This window comes from Streptomyces sp. AK08-02, assembly GCF_033795085.1.
Classification (GTDB): domain Bacteria; phylum Actinomycetota; class Actinomycetes; order Streptomycetales; family Streptomycetaceae; genus Streptomyces; species Streptomyces echiniscabiei.
The window spans coordinates 427,145-442,571 of record NZ_JARAZV010000006.1; the positions used below are offsets into that span (position 1 = coordinate 427,145).

At 70.3% G+C, this 15,427-nt stretch carries 12 protein-coding genes and 1 pseudogene; 12 read left to right on the plus strand and 1 reads right to left on the minus strand.

The genetic code is table 11. From position 1 onward, the window contains the following. Positions 1-132: 132 nt before the first annotated feature. The 5 genes and pseudogenes from PV734_RS15375 to PV734_RS15395 all read left to right on the plus strand — a co-directional run. Positions 133-1,326 (plus strand): acyltransferase, encoded by a 1,194-nt coding sequence (locus PV734_RS15375; protein ID WP_319090624.1) that lies wholly within the window; start codon positions 133-135, stop codon positions 1,324-1,326. A 68-nt stretch (positions 1,327-1,394) separates the two neighbouring features. Further along, positions 1,395-1,889: an NUDIX domain-containing protein gene (locus tag PV734_RS15380; protein WP_319090625.1), complete on the plus strand. Its 495-nt coding sequence runs from the start codon at positions 1,395-1,397 to the stop codon at positions 1,887-1,889. 67 nt (positions 1,890-1,956) lie between these two features. Continuing rightward, positions 1,957-2,748, plus strand: a complete 792-nt coding sequence (locus PV734_RS15385) for a hypothetical protein (RefSeq protein ID WP_319289855.1) — start codon at positions 1,957-1,959, stop codon at positions 2,746-2,748. 136 nt (positions 2,749-2,884) lie between these two features. Continuing rightward, complete coding sequence (locus PV734_RS15390) at positions 2,885-3,433, plus strand: hypothetical protein (RefSeq protein WP_319289857.1); 549 nt, start codon at positions 2,885-2,887, stop codon at positions 3,431-3,433. A 50-nt stretch (positions 3,434-3,483) separates the two neighbouring features. Further along, a pseudogene (locus tag PV734_RS15395) lies at positions 3,484-3,678 on the plus strand (GNAT family N-acetyltransferase); the annotation flags it as partial. A gap of 75 nt (positions 3,679-3,753) precedes the next feature. On the opposite strand, the gene PV734_RS15400 reads toward PV734_RS15395, so the two are convergent. Then, a complete protein-coding gene (locus PV734_RS15400; RefSeq protein ID WP_319289859.1) occupies positions 3,754-4,524 on the minus strand; it encodes an SIS domain-containing protein in 771 nt (256 codons plus the stop codon). A 307-nt stretch (positions 4,525-4,831) separates the two neighbouring features. Here PV734_RS15400 and PV734_RS15405 point away from each other — a divergent pair, with 307 nt between their 5' ends. The 7 genes from PV734_RS15405 to PV734_RS15435 all read left to right on the plus strand — a co-directional run bounded on the left by PV734_RS15405 (position 4,832) and on the right by PV734_RS15435 (position 15,379). After that, positions 4,832-5,716, plus strand: a complete 885-nt coding sequence (locus PV734_RS15405; protein WP_319289915.1) for a MurR/RpiR family transcriptional regulator — start codon at positions 4,832-4,834, stop codon at positions 5,714-5,716. Positions 5,717-5,909: 193 nt separating this feature from the next. After that, complete coding sequence (locus PV734_RS15410) at positions 5,910-10,172, plus strand: NEW3 domain-containing protein (protein WP_319289861.1); 4,263 nt, start codon at positions 5,910-5,912, stop codon at positions 10,170-10,172. Continuing rightward, a complete protein-coding gene (locus tag PV734_RS15415; protein WP_319090630.1) occupies positions 10,169-10,846 on the plus strand; it encodes a peptidyl-prolyl cis-trans isomerase in 678 nt (225 codons plus the stop codon). The genes PV734_RS15410 and PV734_RS15415 overlap by 4 nt, the downstream gene beginning before the upstream one ends. 153 nt (positions 10,847-10,999) lie before the next feature. After that, positions 11,000-12,373, plus strand: coding sequence for an extracellular solute-binding protein (locus PV734_RS15420; protein ID WP_319090631.1), 1,374 nt, complete (start codon positions 11,000-11,002; stop codon positions 12,371-12,373). Positions 12,374-12,375: 2 nt separating this feature from the next. Next, positions 12,376-13,407 carry a sugar ABC transporter permease gene (locus tag PV734_RS15425; RefSeq protein ID WP_319090632.1) on the plus strand — a complete coding sequence of 344 codons (1,032 nt, stop codon included), beginning with the start codon at positions 12,376-12,378 and terminating at the stop codon, positions 13,405-13,407. 32 nt (positions 13,408-13,439) lie between these two features. Then, a complete protein-coding gene (locus PV734_RS15430) occupies positions 13,440-14,285 on the plus strand; it encodes a carbohydrate ABC transporter permease (RefSeq protein WP_415924213.1) in 846 nt (281 codons plus the stop codon). A 137-nt stretch (positions 14,286-14,422) separates the two neighbouring features. Next, a complete protein-coding gene (locus PV734_RS15435; RefSeq protein ID WP_319289863.1) occupies positions 14,423-15,379 on the plus strand; it encodes a DUF4232 domain-containing protein in 957 nt (318 codons plus the stop codon). Positions 15,380-15,427: the final 48 nt, after the last annotated feature.

Sequence of the window (15,427 nt, forward strand, 5' to 3'; positions counted from 1 at the left end):
AGGGTTGAGCGGACGGGGGAGGGACGACGTGGAGAGTTCGGGCGGAGGCGTGGCGTCCGGAAAGCGGTCCTGAAGCTGTGGAGACCATAAGAACGGGTGTGACTCCGCCGATGCGGGGCAGGCGCGGTCGTTATGAGCACCCCCACCAACCGGAGCGCGGTAGACACCGTAAACGCGGCGGACAAGGCAGGCACGACGGTCGCGGCGGTCGCGACGGACGTGCGGCGCAGATCCGGTGGCGGGCGGGGTTTTCCGTCGGCGCTGCGCGGTGGTGGGCGGGTGGCGGGGCTGGACGGACTGCGGACGGTCGCGGTCGTGCTGGTGATCGTCTACCACGTGAAGCCGGAGCTGGTACCCGGCGGCTCGGTCGGCGTGGACGTCTTCTTCACGCTCAGCGGCTTCGTCATCACCCGGCTGCTGATCGCCGAGTACACCCGCACCGGCGGCATCGGCCTGCGGTCGTTCTACAGGCGCCGTTGGCTGCGGCTGGGCCCGGCCATGCTGACGATGTGCGCGGTCACCGCGATTCTCTCCCTGGCGTTCCCGCTGCCGCTGTTCGACGGAGCGTGGACGGCGGCGGTGCTGGCGGCGGTGTCGGTCGTCAACCTCGTACGGGCGGGTGAGTCCGGCCCGTACTCCGACCTCACCTCGCCCCTCAGCCACACCTGGTCCCTGGGGGTGGAGGAGCAGTTCTACCTGGCCTGGCCCCTGCTGCTGCTCCTTCTTCTACGGCGGACCACGGCGCGGAAGGTACTGGCCTGGGTGGCGGCCCTGTGCGTCCTTCCGCTGCTCTGGCGCCTCGCCCTCTGGGACCCGGGGGCGGCCCACCGCATCTACAACGGCCCCGACACCCGCGCCGACCAACTCCTCATCGGCGCCCTGCTGGCCGTCGTCCTGGCCCGCCTACGAGCCGACGATCCCCGCCTGGAGCTGCTCCGCCGCTGGTCGGGCCGCCTGTGCTGGCCCGCGCTCGCGCTGCTGGGCCTGGTCGCGTGGCAGATCCCGATCGCCGAGACGAGCGCGTGGAACCCCGTCTGGTACACGGTCGGCTTCATGTTCGCCGCGGTCCTGACGGCCACGGTGGTGGCGACCCTGGATCTGCTCCCCCGGTCCTGGCCGTCCCGTCTCCTCTCGATCGGCGCCCTGGCCTGGGTCGGCCGCAACCTCAGCTACGGGATGTACCTGTGGCACTACCCTGCCATCCGCCTCCTCTCCGACCTGGGCGTGCCGGACGACCAGTTGCTGCCGATGGGCATGGTGGCGACGGTCGCGGCGGCCCTCGCGTCGTACGCGCTCGTGGAACGGCCGCTGTCACGCCGGAAGTGATGCCGGAAGTGGCCCCGGAGGCGGTGCCGGAGGTGATGTCAGTGGGTCGCCCTAGACTCCGGCGCACCATGACCGACCACAGCAGAACCCCGAAGCCGGCCCTTGATGCCATGACCGTGCTGGTCGCCGCCGTGATCGTCCACGACCGGGCGGCGGGCCGTGTCGTTCTCCTCCAGCGTGGCCCGCGCGCCGTGTTCGGGCAGGGCCTGTGGGACCTGCCCATGGGCAAGAGCGAACCGGGCGAGCCCATCACGGAAACGGCGGTACGCGAGCTGTACGAGGAGACCGGTCTGACCGTGGAGCCGGAGACCCTGGAGCTCGTGCACGTCGTCCACGGCTCCCTGGGTGTCGCGGCCCCCAACGGTTACGTGACCGTCGTCTTCGCCACCGCCGACTGGACCGGCGAGCCCGAGAACCGCGAACCCACCAAGCACGCCCAGGTCACCTGGGTCGACGTCGACGAACTCCCCTTGGCGCCGGGGGAGTTCGTCCGCACGAGTGCGGGGGCCCTGCGCCGCTATCTCGACGGCGGCCCGCTTATTTCGCTGGCGGGCTGGGGGTAGGCGGTTACTAGAATCGCAATCTTCGGTTGGCGGAAGCCGCCTGGAGTCCCTTGAGGCTGTGCCGACAATGACGAACCCGGCAGCGACGAACGTCGAAGACATCCCCCGTACCCGGCTCCGGCTCGACCGCGCCCTGGACAGCCTGGCCGTCACCTTTCGCGGTGCGACCGCCCGTGCCGACGAAGCGCAGTGCGTCTGTCACTGGGGCGACCCGGAAGAGCTCGCGCTGCTGAAGGTCCCGGACGTGGAGCTCGATCCGGATCTCCTCTACCGCACCTGGCACGCCTACGACTGGGACGACCACGGCGCGGTACTGCGCCGCGTCCTGCCCCAGTTCGCCAGAGCGCTGACAGGCGGCCACGTGGAGCCGTACCTCATGGAAGAGGTGGGACGTTCCTTCGGCATGGGCAAGTGGAACCGGTGGCCCGTGCGCCAGAGTGCGGTGGTGTGGGAGTTCCTGCACGCCTGGTGGGCGCACAGCCTCACCGACCCGGATCCCGTCGCCCCTGTGTACGAGCTCCTGGCCGTGTGCGCCGAGGCGTCCGGCGTCCTCAGCCCGTGGCTCACGGTCTGGGAGTCGCTCGACCACCCGGTGGCCGACCGGCACTTGGCGACAGCGGCTGCCCAGTGGGAGTACGAGCTGCTGGGAGACGAGCTTCCCTGGAAAAACTGGTGGCGGGAGGACGACGACGCGGACGAGATGCGCACCGAGCTCACGACCTGGCTGGTCCGCCATGTCCCCGCACGTCTGCGTTCCCAGGACGCGGCGACCGTGGAACTCCTGCACCGGGTACGGCTGATGGGTCTCACGGGCCCCGCCCGCTGGGAGGACCCGCACTGGCCCGACCGCCGCTACTGAACCCCCTTACCACCTGTCGCTCAGTGACCGTATGTCAGAACGAGGTGGTAAGTATGGGGCTGTGGATGCCACTTACTCCGTCCTGCCCTCTGCCGAAGACCCTGCCGAGATCGCGTTCGGACGCGGGTGCCATGCCATGGACTCGTGGGACCTGGAACGCGCGCGCGGCCTGTTCGAGGAGGCGATCAGCGGTTCCGGCCCTCAGATGCTCTGGCGCGTGGCCGAGGCATGCCTGACAACCGAGGACAGTGCGTTCTGGATGCGTCGGGCCGTGGTCTCGGAGAGCGAGCCGGGCGGCATCACGGTGGACCCGGGCGCGCTGCCGATCCTGGGCGGGGGCGATGGCGACGCGATGCAGCAGCACTGGGAGATCGCCGTCGAGTCGAACGACCCGGCCCGTGCCGTCGTGGCGCTCACCGCTGCGCAACGCCGCCTGGGGCGCGTACTCGAGGACGGCCACGAACTCTCGCCGGAGGAGGCCGAAGACGACGCCACCGAGCTCTACAGCCCCAACTACGTCGCCGTCGAGGAGGAGGTCCCCCGCGTGTGGATGGACTGCAAGGGCGGGATGTTTCCGTACATGGCCCGCACCGCGCTGCGCATCGTGGCAGACGAACTGCGCAAGGCCGGCGTACGGCAAGCCCACCTGTTCACCCGCCCCGCATCGCACACCGCGAACAGGTAGCGACGACGACCGCCGGCGGGGGGCCAGAGGAATCGTGAAGGCGAGATGGTGTGACGACGACGTACGAATGGCGCGCCGACTTCGACAACGCCTCCCTCAACGCGCTGCACGCCGAGGGCTTCGGCGGCCCGCCCGGTGACATCGACTGGCGCACCCGACTACGACGTCACAGCCTCGGCTGGATCTGCGCCTGGGACGGTGACTCCCTCGTCGGATTCGTCAACGTCGCCTGGGACGGCGGGGTTCCGTAGGTCGAGGTGACGACGGCCCGCCGGTTCTCCCGGCGGGCCGTCGTTGTCTCTCCGTCTCCGTACGTCCACTCAGCTGGCCGGACGCCGAATGCGCCCCCCGTAGTGCCGCTCCAGCCCCAGGTTCCCCTCGAAGCCCCCCGGCACGTTCGCCGACACGTACACCGGCGGACGCTCCCCCGCCTCGATCAGTAGCGCCGCCGTCTCCGCGACCGTCATCTGCACCAGCATCACGCCGGTCAGTGTGGACAGCGCGCACACCGCGCCCCCGCCCGGCAGTTCCAGCAGCGCGTCGCCCGTGGGGGCCTCGTTGTCCAGCACCACGTCCGCGATGTCGGCCAGCTTCCTGCCGCTGGTGTGGGCCGCCGGGACCGTGCGGGTGTGGGTGAGGGAGGTGATCGCGAGGATCCTGTGGCCGCGTTCCTTCGCGTGGAGCGCCATCTCGACGATGACGTTGTTGACGCCCGAGTTGGAGATGATCACGAACAGGTCGGCGGGGCGCGGCTCGGCCAGTTCGTACAGCCGCTCGGCGATGCCCGGCTTGCGTTCCAGCAGCGGGTCGTCGAGGGCGCTGGGCGCGTCGCCGCCGTAGAGGACGAGGTCGGCCATGCCCAGGCGGTTGGTCGGGACGAGGCCGCCGGCCCGGCCGGCCAGCTCCAGGACGAGGGCCTGGGAGTGGCCCGTACCGAAGGCCTGGATCACGCCGTCCGCGCGGATGCAGTCCGCGATCAGACGCGCGGCGCGGGTCACGGACTCCTGGGCCGACTCCGATCCGGTGATGCGGTCGAGGACGGCCCGGCTCTCGCGCACGAAGCCCTGGGCGCTGACGGACTCGACGGACACTCGACTCTCCCCACCGGTGGATTGAACCACCCACTCTATCTCTATCGGTGAATCAATAAATCACAGAGTACTGGCTGCGAGCAACGGGCCACGAGGAGGGCCACGGGCGCAGCCCTCGGGACGGCCACCCCTGGCCCGTTCCTGGGCCCAACTCTGGTCCTGGGATTCAGACCGCCCCAGACACGGTGGCTGATACATTCGCCCCTTACCATCAAGTACTGCCAGCCGCACAGCCGCACCGCGGCCCAGCAGCACCGCACCGAGGAGATCGGGTAACCCCATGGAACGGACCGGATCCGGCAACGGGATGCCCCCGACCGACGTCACCACCCTCATCCGTACGGAGCTGCCGCGTCTCGCCGGCTCCCTGCGGAAGGTCGGTGAGCTGATCCTTGAGGACCCCGCCGCCGTCACCCACTGCTCGGCCGCCGAGCTGGGCCGCCGTACCGGCACCTCGCAGGCCACGGTCACCCGGTTCTGCCGTGCCATCGGCCTCGACTCCTACCAGCATCTGCTCATCGAGCTGGCCCAGGAACGCGGTCGCGGCGAGGTGTCCGACTGGGGCACCGCCGAGATCGGGCCCGATATTTCCCCTGATGACAGCCTTGAGCGCGTCGTCCAGGTGGTTGGCAGCGCCGACCTTCGGGCCATCCAGCAGACCATCGACCGTATCGACCTCGACTCGATCGAGCGCGCGGGGCAGGCCGCCGCCCGCGCCCGCCGTATCGACGTGTACGGCGTCGGCGGCAGCGGAGCCGTCGCCCAGGAGACCGAGACACGGCTCTTCCGCATCGGCTGCGCGGTGCGCGGCTGGACCGAGGTGCACGCCGCCCTCACCTCCGCCGCCCTCCTCACCCCCGCCGACGTCGCGATCGGCATCTCGCACTCCGGCTCCACCCGCGAGACCATCGAGCCCTTCGAACTGGCCAAGCAGCGCGGCGCCACCACCGTGGCCATCACCGCCGACCCCAAGTCCCCGCTGGCCCGCGTGGCCGACGTACGGCTCATCTCCTCCTCCTCGGAGACCAGTTTCCGCACCGAGAGCATCGGCGCCCGCCACTCCGTGCTCGTCCTCATCGACTGCCTGTACGTCCGGGTCGCCCAGCTCTCCTACCAGCGCGCCAGCGCCTCCCTCGCCCTCACCGACCACATCGCCAGGGAGCACGCGGTGAGGTCCCGCCGCACCCGCTGAGCTTTCACGAATCAGCACGAATCAGCACGCGAAAGCCGCCTCGGGGTTACCGACCCCGAGGCGGCTTTTGCATGGATGAACCACCAAGGAAACTTGAAGATGGTTGTTTGAACCATCCGAACGGTGCCACGATGAGCCGCGCCGTTCCCCGGCCGCCCACGCCCCTGTTTCCCGTAGGCCTCTTAGGAGACCCATGCGCGTCACCTCAGTCGAGTCGACCGAGCTGTTCGTCGGCAGCGCCGAGCACCCGCGTCAGGTGGTGATCGCCGAGATCGGCCTGGCCACCGCCGGCCGTACGGTCCGGCTGACCGCCGAAGGACCCGGCGTCCGCGCCGACGGGGAGACACTCGCGACCGTCGGCGACGACGGCACCCTCCGCGCCGAGATACCCGTGGTCTGCGACCTGCCCCCCGGCGAGCGCACCCACGTCACCGTCACCGCCGAGGACACCGAGGACCCCGACCGACGGGCCTCGCTCACCGGCGGCCTCCTCGTCGCCGAGCCCGGCTGGACCATGTTCATGGTCAGCCACTTCCACTACGACCCGGTGTGGTGGAACACCCAGGCCGCCTACACCGAGACCTGGGACGTCGCCGACGATCCGGCCACCTCCGGGCTGCCCGCGCGCACCTTCGACTCGCGCGGCCAGTCGGGCATGAGCCTCGTCCGCGCCCACATCGATCTCGCGCGGCGCGACCCCGCGTACACCTTCGTGCTCGCCGAGGTCGACTACCTGAAGCCCTACTGGGACGCCTTCCCCGAAGAGCGCGCCTTTCTGCGGCAGTTGCTGCGCACCGGGCGCGTCGAGATCATGGGCGGGACGTACAACGAGCCCAACACCAACCTCACCGGCGCCGAGGCGACCGTCCGCAACGCCCTCTACGGCGACGGCTTCCAGCGCGGGATCCTCGGCGCCGACCCGCACACCGCCTGGCAGCTCGACGCCTTCGGCCACGACCCCCAGTTCCCGGGGCTGATGGCCGACGCGGGCCTCTCGTCCAGCTCCTGGGCACGCGGCCCGTTCCACCAGTGGGGACCCACTCTCTCCGTCTTCGGGGAGGAGCCCCGCGACCCCCAACGGATGCAGTTCCAGGCCGAGTTCGACTGGATCGCGCCCAGCGGACGCGGCCTCCTCACCGCGTACATGGTCAATCACTACGGCGCCGGCTGGGCCATCGACAACGCGCCCACCCTCCCGGAGGCGGAAGCCGCCGCCCTCAGGCTCTTCACCGGACTGAAGAAGGTCGCGCTCACCCGCAACGTCCTCCTCCCCGTAGGTGGCGACTACGCACCGCCCTGCCGCTGGGTCATGGCCATCCACCGCGACTGGAACGAGCGGTACGTCTGGCCGCGCTTCGTCTCCGCGATCCCCCGCGACTTCTTCACCGCCGTACGCGCCGAACTCGACGCCGAGGGCCGCAGAGCCTCGCCGCAGACGCGGGACATGAACCCGATCTACACCGGCAAGGACGTCTCGTACATCGACACCAAGCAGGCCCAGCGGTACGGCGAGACACTCCTCGCCGACGCCGAGGCCTGGGCGACCCTCGCCTCCCTCCTCACCGGGCGCGCCTATCCCGACGCCGCGCTCGACAAGGCCTGGCGGCAGCTGATCTACGGCGCCCACCACGACGCGGTCACCGGCTCCGAGTCCGACCAGGTCTACATCGACCTGCTGACCGGCTGGCGCGAGCTGTACGACCTCGCCGAGTCCGTGCACGCCGACGCCACCCAGGCCCTCGCCGACCAGGTGACCCCGCTGCCCGGCGGCGGCCCGGACCTCGTCGTCCTCAACTCCGCGACCTGGCAACGCCGGGACATCCTCGTCGTCGACCTGCCCGAGGGCCTCGTCCCCCTCGACGAGACAACGGGCCTGCCACTGCCCGCGGTTCGGGAGGCGGACGGTCAACTGCGGGTGGTGATACCGGAGGTGCCGGGGCTCGGGCTCAAGGCACTGCCCCTCGCGGACGGGACCGTTCCCACCTGGACCACCGGCGAGGGCCTGACCATCCGCAACGAGTTCTACGAGGTGACGGTCGACCCCGCACGCGGCGGCGGCGTCAGCAGCCTGCGCCAACTCGCCGATGGTGAAAGGGAGTTGCTGCGCGCCGGTGACATCGGCAACGAGCTGGTCGTACAGGAGGAGTATCCGAGGCACCCGCGCTTCGGCGAGGGGCCCTGGCATCTCACCCCGACCGGGACGACGGCCGCCCGCAGCGCGGACGTGACGGCCGCCGTGACCGTCGAGCACTCGGCGGCCGGGTCGCGGATCACCGTCACCGCCATCCTCGGTCAACTCTTCACCTACACCCAGCAGTTGACCCTCTGGAAGGGCGTCGACCGGCTGGACCTCAGCACGGCCGTCGACGGGTACGACGGTTCCGACCGTCTCATCCGGGTCCGCTGGCCCGCCAACGTCCAGGGCGGACTGCCCGTGCACGAGGTGGCCGACGCGGTCATCGGGCGCGGGTTCGGGTTCGTCGAGGTGGACAGCGAGCGGTTCCCGTGGACGCTCGACAACCCGGCCAACAACTGGTTCGCGCTGGGGACGACGGCCCGGGTGGCCGTGCACGACGACTCCGGCGCGCTCCTCGGCCAACGGGCCATCGGCGTCGCCGAGTTGGTCTACCCGTCCTGGGACGAGGCCGGCGAACTCGGTGCCGAACTCGCCGCCGCCCTCGTCCGGGTGGGCGTCACGGCCACCTCGACGATCGCGGGCGGGCAGCGTTACGGCGACCTCGAAGTCGACTCCAACCTCCCCGACATCCGGATCGCCGTCGGAGCCCCCGAGCGCAACTCCGTCGTCGCCGAGGCCCTCGGCATGGACCCCGCCGCCGGCCGTGAACTCCGGCGCCAGCTGGCCGAGTCGGGCGTGGCCGCCGTGTGGGTCGCGCCGCGTGCCGGGCTGCGCGAGGAGTGGGTGCCCGGGGCCGACCTGCGCGATCTGGAGCGGCTGCCGCTGCTCGTGGTCGCGGGCAACGGCCCGCAGGACGACGCCAAGGCGGTGGACGCGCTGATCGCCGACCTGGCCGACGCGGTCGTGCACGCGACCGCCGCGGGTGGCGGCGAGGCGCTGCCGCCGGGCGACACCTGGGACGGCACCGGCTTCGCCGTACTCAACCGGGGCACGCCCGGCTGCGTGGTCACACCCTCCGGCGACCTTTACATGTCCCTGATGCGCTCCTGCACCGGCTGGCCGTCCGGTATCTGGGTCGACCCACCGCGCCGCACGGCCCCCGACGGTTCGGCGTTCCAGCTCCAACGCTGGTCACACACCTTCGAGTACGCCGTCCTCGGCGGCACGGGCGACTGGCGTGAGCTACGGCTGCCACAGGCTGGACACGCGTACAACCGTCCACTGCGGGCGCGCCTTCGGCAGCGGTCGGCGGGCGACGGCGGCCTTCCTCGTACGGCAACCCTGTTGAGCCTCGAACCCGCCGGTGAGGTGCTCCTCGACGCCCTCAAGCCGGCCGGTTCGCCGCTCGCCCGGGGCAGTGTGGCGCCCGCCGATCCGGGGCGCGGTGTCGTCGTACGGATGCACGAGGTCAACGGCCGGTCGGCGCCGGTGCGGGTGCGCGGGCCCGTGGCCTGGACGGACGGCGCCCGTACCGACGTCCTGGAGAGGCCGGGGGAGCCACTGCCCCCGGACGCGGACGGCGCCCTCTCGGCCCACCTGACCGGCTTCGAGGTCGCCACCGTCCTGGCGACTCCCGCCGCCGCACCGACCGTCGAGGGCGCGGGGGTCGACGCGTACGAGCCGGCCCAGCCCGTCCCCACCCGGTACTGGCTGCACAACTCCGGCCCGGCCCCGCGCGGCAACCTGCCCGTCGCCGTCTATCTCTCCCCCGCCGCCCTCACCGCCTCCGGGCCGGTCACGGTGACGGTCCGCGTCAGCTCCGAGCTGACCGACTCCCCCGTCTCCGGCACGCTGGCCCTCGGCGTCCCGCCGGGCTGGTCCGCGGAACCGCCCGACCTGCCGTACGCCCTCGGCCCCGCCGGTTTCACCCTCACCGAGGTCACGGTGACCCCGCCGAAGGACGCGCCACCGGGCCGCCACTGGCTCACCGCCCGCCTGCCGTACGGCGGCCAGGTGTACGAGGACGCCGTGGCCCTGGACGTACCGGGCGGCCATACCGGCCCAACCCTGGTGACACGGCTGGGGGTCGACCGGGTCGTCGTACGTCGCGGGGAGCGCGTACGGGTGCCGGTGAGCCTGCGCAACACCACCCTCGGGGAGATCAACGGCACCTTGTGGGCCGTGTCCTCGTGGGGGACCTGGGCGGGGGTGGGGCCCGGGATGCGGGGGTTCGCCGTACCGGCCGGGGAGTCGGTGGAGTACGGGATCGAGGTGGACGGCGGGGCGCTGACGCCGGGGTCGTACTGGCTGATGGCGAAGGCCGGCTGGCACGGGTGCGTGGCGTACACGGAGGCCGTAATTCTGGAGGTGACCCCATGAACGAACACCTGCCCGAGGACACCTGCGCCGTCGTGGGCGGCAAGCCGATACCCCGCGAGGAGGTGGAGGCGCTCCTGGCGGCAGTACCGGCGCGGGACGCGCCGTACCAGGGGCGCGGGGAACTGCGCGACCAGCCCCCACGGACCCGCAGCCAATCCACAACCCCCTCCGCGGTACGACAACGCCGCCGCTGGGCAACCCAGATCGTCGTGGCCGACGCACTCGCACGCCAAGCCTGCATGGAACGCGCCCTACCCTGCCCCGACCCCCCGAGAACCCTCGGCGCCGTGCCGCAGGCAGACGTCGCGGGCCTCGGCAGCATCATCGCCGTGGTCCTGGCATACTCCCCCGCCGCCCAAACCCTCCTCACCCACCTGGAAGCCCGCCAGGAGATCCCCGAGAGGGCGGTGCGGGAGTACTACGAGCACAACAGGGACCGCTTCCTGACGGTGGACGCCCTGCGCTCCGGCGTCGACCCGTTCGGCGCCTCGACGGACACGGACTTCCTCCCGTACGAGCACGTAAAGGCAGGCGTCGAGGGCGAGTTGAGGCAGGCGGCGGGCCGGTGGGCCTTCTTCTCGTGGCTCGACCTGGCGCGCGCGGACGTGGTGTACGCGCCCGGGCACGAGCACCCCGGGGACCCGTCCCACCCGGACCACGAACACCGCCACTGAGACGGCCGCCGCACGGCCCCGGCACTCGTCCGGAACCTAAACGCAACACGGCACCCCATTGACCTCCGATGAATTCTGGTCCACATTTTCATCACTCGGAGTCAAAGTTGGTGAATTAAACCAGCACCCAGCCCATCCAGGAGGGCAGCAGCAATGCGCGCAAGAAGACTGACCGGATCCCTGTCCTGTCTCGTCGTACTGACGTTGACGGCCGCCGGCTGCGGCCTCTCCGGAGGCTCCGACGACAGTGGCACCACCGCCGGCGCCTGCAAGGTCGACAAGGGCAACGTCGGCTCCGGGAAGCTCACCGGCGATGTCAAGGGCACCATCACCTTCCAGACCACCAACCTGAAGAAAGACTTCGGCGACTTCTTCAACGGTGTGATCGCCGACTTCGAGAAGGCCCACGCCGGCACCAAGGTCAAGTGGATCGACGACCCCGGCGACAACACCTTCACCAGCCGGACCGTCGCCGACGCCCAGGCCTGCACGATGGCCGACGTCATCAACGTCAACGCGCCGACGGCGACCGCCCTCACCAAGGCCGGCTACCTGCTCGACCTCGGCACCAAGGACCCCGACGCGTCCAAGCCCTTCGTCCCGTCGTTCTGGAAGACCGCCACCTTCGCGGACGCCTCGGGCAAGTCGATCCACACCACGCTGCCCTGGTACACCGGCGGCGTCCTCCTGACGTACAACAAGGACCTGCTGGCGAAGGCGGGCATCGACCCGGCCAAGGCGCCGACGAGCATCTTCGGGCTCTTCGCCGACTACGAGAAGGTCGCCAAGGCCTCCGACGGCAAGTACTTCGCGACGATGGCCAACCCGATCTGGCGCATCCCCGCCGACTTCGACCAGATGGGCATCAAGGTCCTCTCCGGCGACGGCAAGTCCGCCGTCTTCGGCGACGACCCGCGCACCACCCAGTGGGTGGAGTGGATGGCGAAGCTGTACAAGGAGGGCGCGATGCCGAAGGACTCGCTGTCCTCCAGCAACGACCCGTCCACGCTCTACAGCCAGGGCAAGGTGGCCTACGGCTCGACGAACCCGAGTTTCGTGCGGTTCGTCAAGCAGAACAGCCCGTCGGTCTACGCCAAGACGGCCGTCGGCCAGCAGCCCTACGACGCCCTCGGCGTCGCCTCCGCCGGCGCCCCGCAGTACATCTCGGTCGCCGCGACCAGCAAGCACGCCCCGGTGGCGCTGTCGTTCGCGGAGTTCCTCACCAACGCCGAGAACCAGACGGCCTGGTGCAAGGACCCGGCCGTGGTGATCTTCCCGACCACCACCGAGTCGCTGAGCGACCCGTTCTTCCAGAACGTCACCGGCACCGACCCGTTCTCCCAGGCCCGCAAGCTCGTCGCCGACCAGCTGAAGACGGCCTCCACCAACCAGACCAACCTCTCCCCGGCCGTACAGAACGCCATCGTGTCCCAGGTGCAGCTGGCCATGCAGGGCAAGAAGAGCGCGGCGGACGCGGTGAAGGACGCCCAGGAGAAGGCGAACGAGCTGCTGAAGCAGGGCAGCTGACAGTGACGGCACAGATCACGAACCCGGTGTCCGGGGTGGAGGCCCAGACCTCCGCCCCGGCCCCGGCCGCCTCCGCGTCCACGGCCCCGTCCCGCCTCCGCCGACTCGCCAGGGCCACGCTGCCCGGTCCGGCTCCCGGGGCCAACGGGGCGGCCATGTACCGCCGTTGGTGGCTGCCGTGGCTGTGGACCGCACCCGCGATCGTGTGCGCGGTGGTCTTCGGGGTGTTCCCGTTCCTCAACACGCTTCTGCTGTCGTTCACCAACGCCAAACCGCTGGGCGGCGCCGCGGGTTTCGTCGGACTCGACAACTACACGCGGATGATCCAGGACGACGACTTCTGGCTCGCGACCCGCAACAGCATCCTGTACGCGGTGATCGTCGTGCCGCTGATGGTGCTGCTGCCGCTGATGCTGGCCGTCCTGGTGGAGAAGAACCTGCCGGGCATCGGCTTCTTCCGCTCCGCCTTCTACACACCGGTGCTGGCGTCCAGCGTGGTCGTGGGCCTGAGCTGGCAGTGGCTGCTCGCGGACGACGGCCTGGTCAACACCTGGCTGGAGAAAGCCCACTTGATCAGGTCGGCGATCCCCTTCCTCTCCGACTCGTGGCTGATCCTGCTCTCCGCGATGGGCCTGACCCTGTGGAAGGGCCTCGGCTGGTACATGGTCTTCTATCTGGCCGCCCTCGGGAACGTGCCCAAGGAACTGCACGAGGCCGCGCAGATGGACGGCGCGGGTGCCGTGCGCCGCTTCTGGAACATCACGGTCCCCGGTGTCCGGACGGCCATGATGCTCGTAGGCACCCTGACCGGCATCGGCTCCCTCAGAGTCTTCACCGAGATCTACATGCTCGGCAGCTCCACCGGCGGCCCCGGCGGCGCCGACCGCACCCTGCCGTTCTACATCCGGGACGTCGGCCTGGACCCGATCACGGGCAACGCGGGATACGGCTCGGCCGTAAGCGTCGCCCTGTTCGCACTCACCCTGGGCCTGACCCTGCTGGCGCAGCGCCTGACGAAGGAGGACGAGTCGTGAGCACGGCCACTGTCGACAAGAGCCGTCGCCTGATGCCCCGTTGGCGCGACTACGGCCGCCCGCGCGAACTCCTCATCCGCTACCTGCTGTTGCTCCTCGTGCTGGGCCTCACGGTCGGCCCACTCCTCTGGCAGCTGCTGGCCTCCCTGAAGAGCACGAGCGAGGACGTCTTCGGCGCGGACGCCACCCTGCTGCCGCACCACCCGACGCTGCGCGCGTACCGGACGGTCTTCGACCAGGTGCCGGTGTGGTCGTACATCAAGAACAGCCTGATCGTGGTCGCCCTGTCGATCACCAGCCAGCTGGTCTTCTCCACGACGGCCGGCTACATGCTCTCCAAGCCCTCCTGGAAGGGCCGCAAGGCGGTCTGGGTGGTGCTGATCGCCTCGATGATGTTCCCCTTCGAGTCGATCATGGTCTCGCTGTTCATCAGCATCCGCGACCTGGGCCTGGTCGACAGCCTGGCCGGCGTGTGGCTCCCCGGCTTCGTCGGCGCCATCAACGTCATGCTGATGCGCGGCGCGTTCCTCGCGGTCCCGCGCGAGATCGAGGACTCGGCGATGCTGGACGGCGCGAACGAGTGGCAGCGCTTCAAGTACCTGTATCTGCCGTCCGCGTGGGGCGCGATCATGGTGGTCGTCATCAACACGTTCATCAGCGCCTGGGACGACTTCCTGTGGCCGCTGATCGTGCTGCGCTCGGAGTCCAACATGACCCTGACGCTGGGCCTTTCACGCCTCCAGTCGTCGTCGTTCGGCTACGACCAGCGGATGGTCATGGCCGGTTCGGTGATCTCCGTGATCCCGGTCCTGGTGCTGTTCGTGATCACACAGCGGTGGTTCTATCGGGGGGTGGCTTCGGGGGCGGTGAAGATCTGAGGGTGGCGGAAGAGGCGGAGGAGGGGGAGACGGCGGGGCTCAACTCGCTCGCCCGCCACCGAACTTGTGACATCCCTGTGGCCGGAACTATGGCCTCCGTCACACGCACAGGGTGCACGCCCTGATCGGATGACCGGATGCGCCCACCGCCCGCCTCCCTCCGCCCGGCCCTCGTCAGGACCGTCCCCCTTCTGTCGGCCCTCGCAGCGACCGCACTGCTGCTCACAGCCTGCGGCACGGAGACGGACCGCGCCGGCGCGGCCGGCCCACCGTCCCGAACACAGGTAGACGACCCGGGCAAGGACGGCGTACGGATCACCTCGCTGACCCTCCCGCAGACCTCACCCACACCCACACCCTCCCCCACCGACAACTACTCCGTCTCCGCCGACAGCCTCTTCAGTGACCCGGGCGTTGTCGCCTCCTACGAGGTCACCAACAAGGGCGGCGAGGCGCTGACCTACACGGTCGTCTTCTCCTTCATGAGCGCTGACGGCGGAGCCATGGGCGCCGAGACCGTGACAGTGCGGGACGTCGGCCCCGGGAAGACGGTGCGGGGCGAGGTCCGGGCCGGGAAGGTACCGCCGTCCGCACCACGGGTGACCCAGGCCAAGGTGCTCGAAGTGACCAAGGTGCCCGCGAGCGAGGCGCCGGCCGCGCTGGGCACGTGTCCCGCGTCCGGGATCCGCGTCAGTGCCGACGAGGGCGACGCGGCCATGGGCCTGCGCGTAGTGGGCCTGCATCTCGACAACTGCGGCACACGTGACTACACCGTCGAGGGCTACCCGCTGCTGGAGCTCCTGGACGACGCCCGCAAGCCCGTCGACGGCGTCAGGATCCTCCACGGCAGCACCGAGATCACCACCGGCGCCGGCCCCGACGACCCACCCCGCCCGGTCACACTCAAACCCGGCGAATCGGCGACCGCCGGCCTGGTCTGGCGCAACACCACCCAGTTCGGCACACCGGTGAACGTGCCCTACGTACGCGTCCGGGCCAAGGCCGGCGCCACCCCGGTGACGGTGACCCCGAACCTCGACCTCGGAACCACGGGGAAGCTCGGGGTGAGGCCCTGGACGAAGGCGGAGCGGTAGGCGGCCCACCCGGATGCCGGAGACCCACCGGATTCACGACGGATGCGC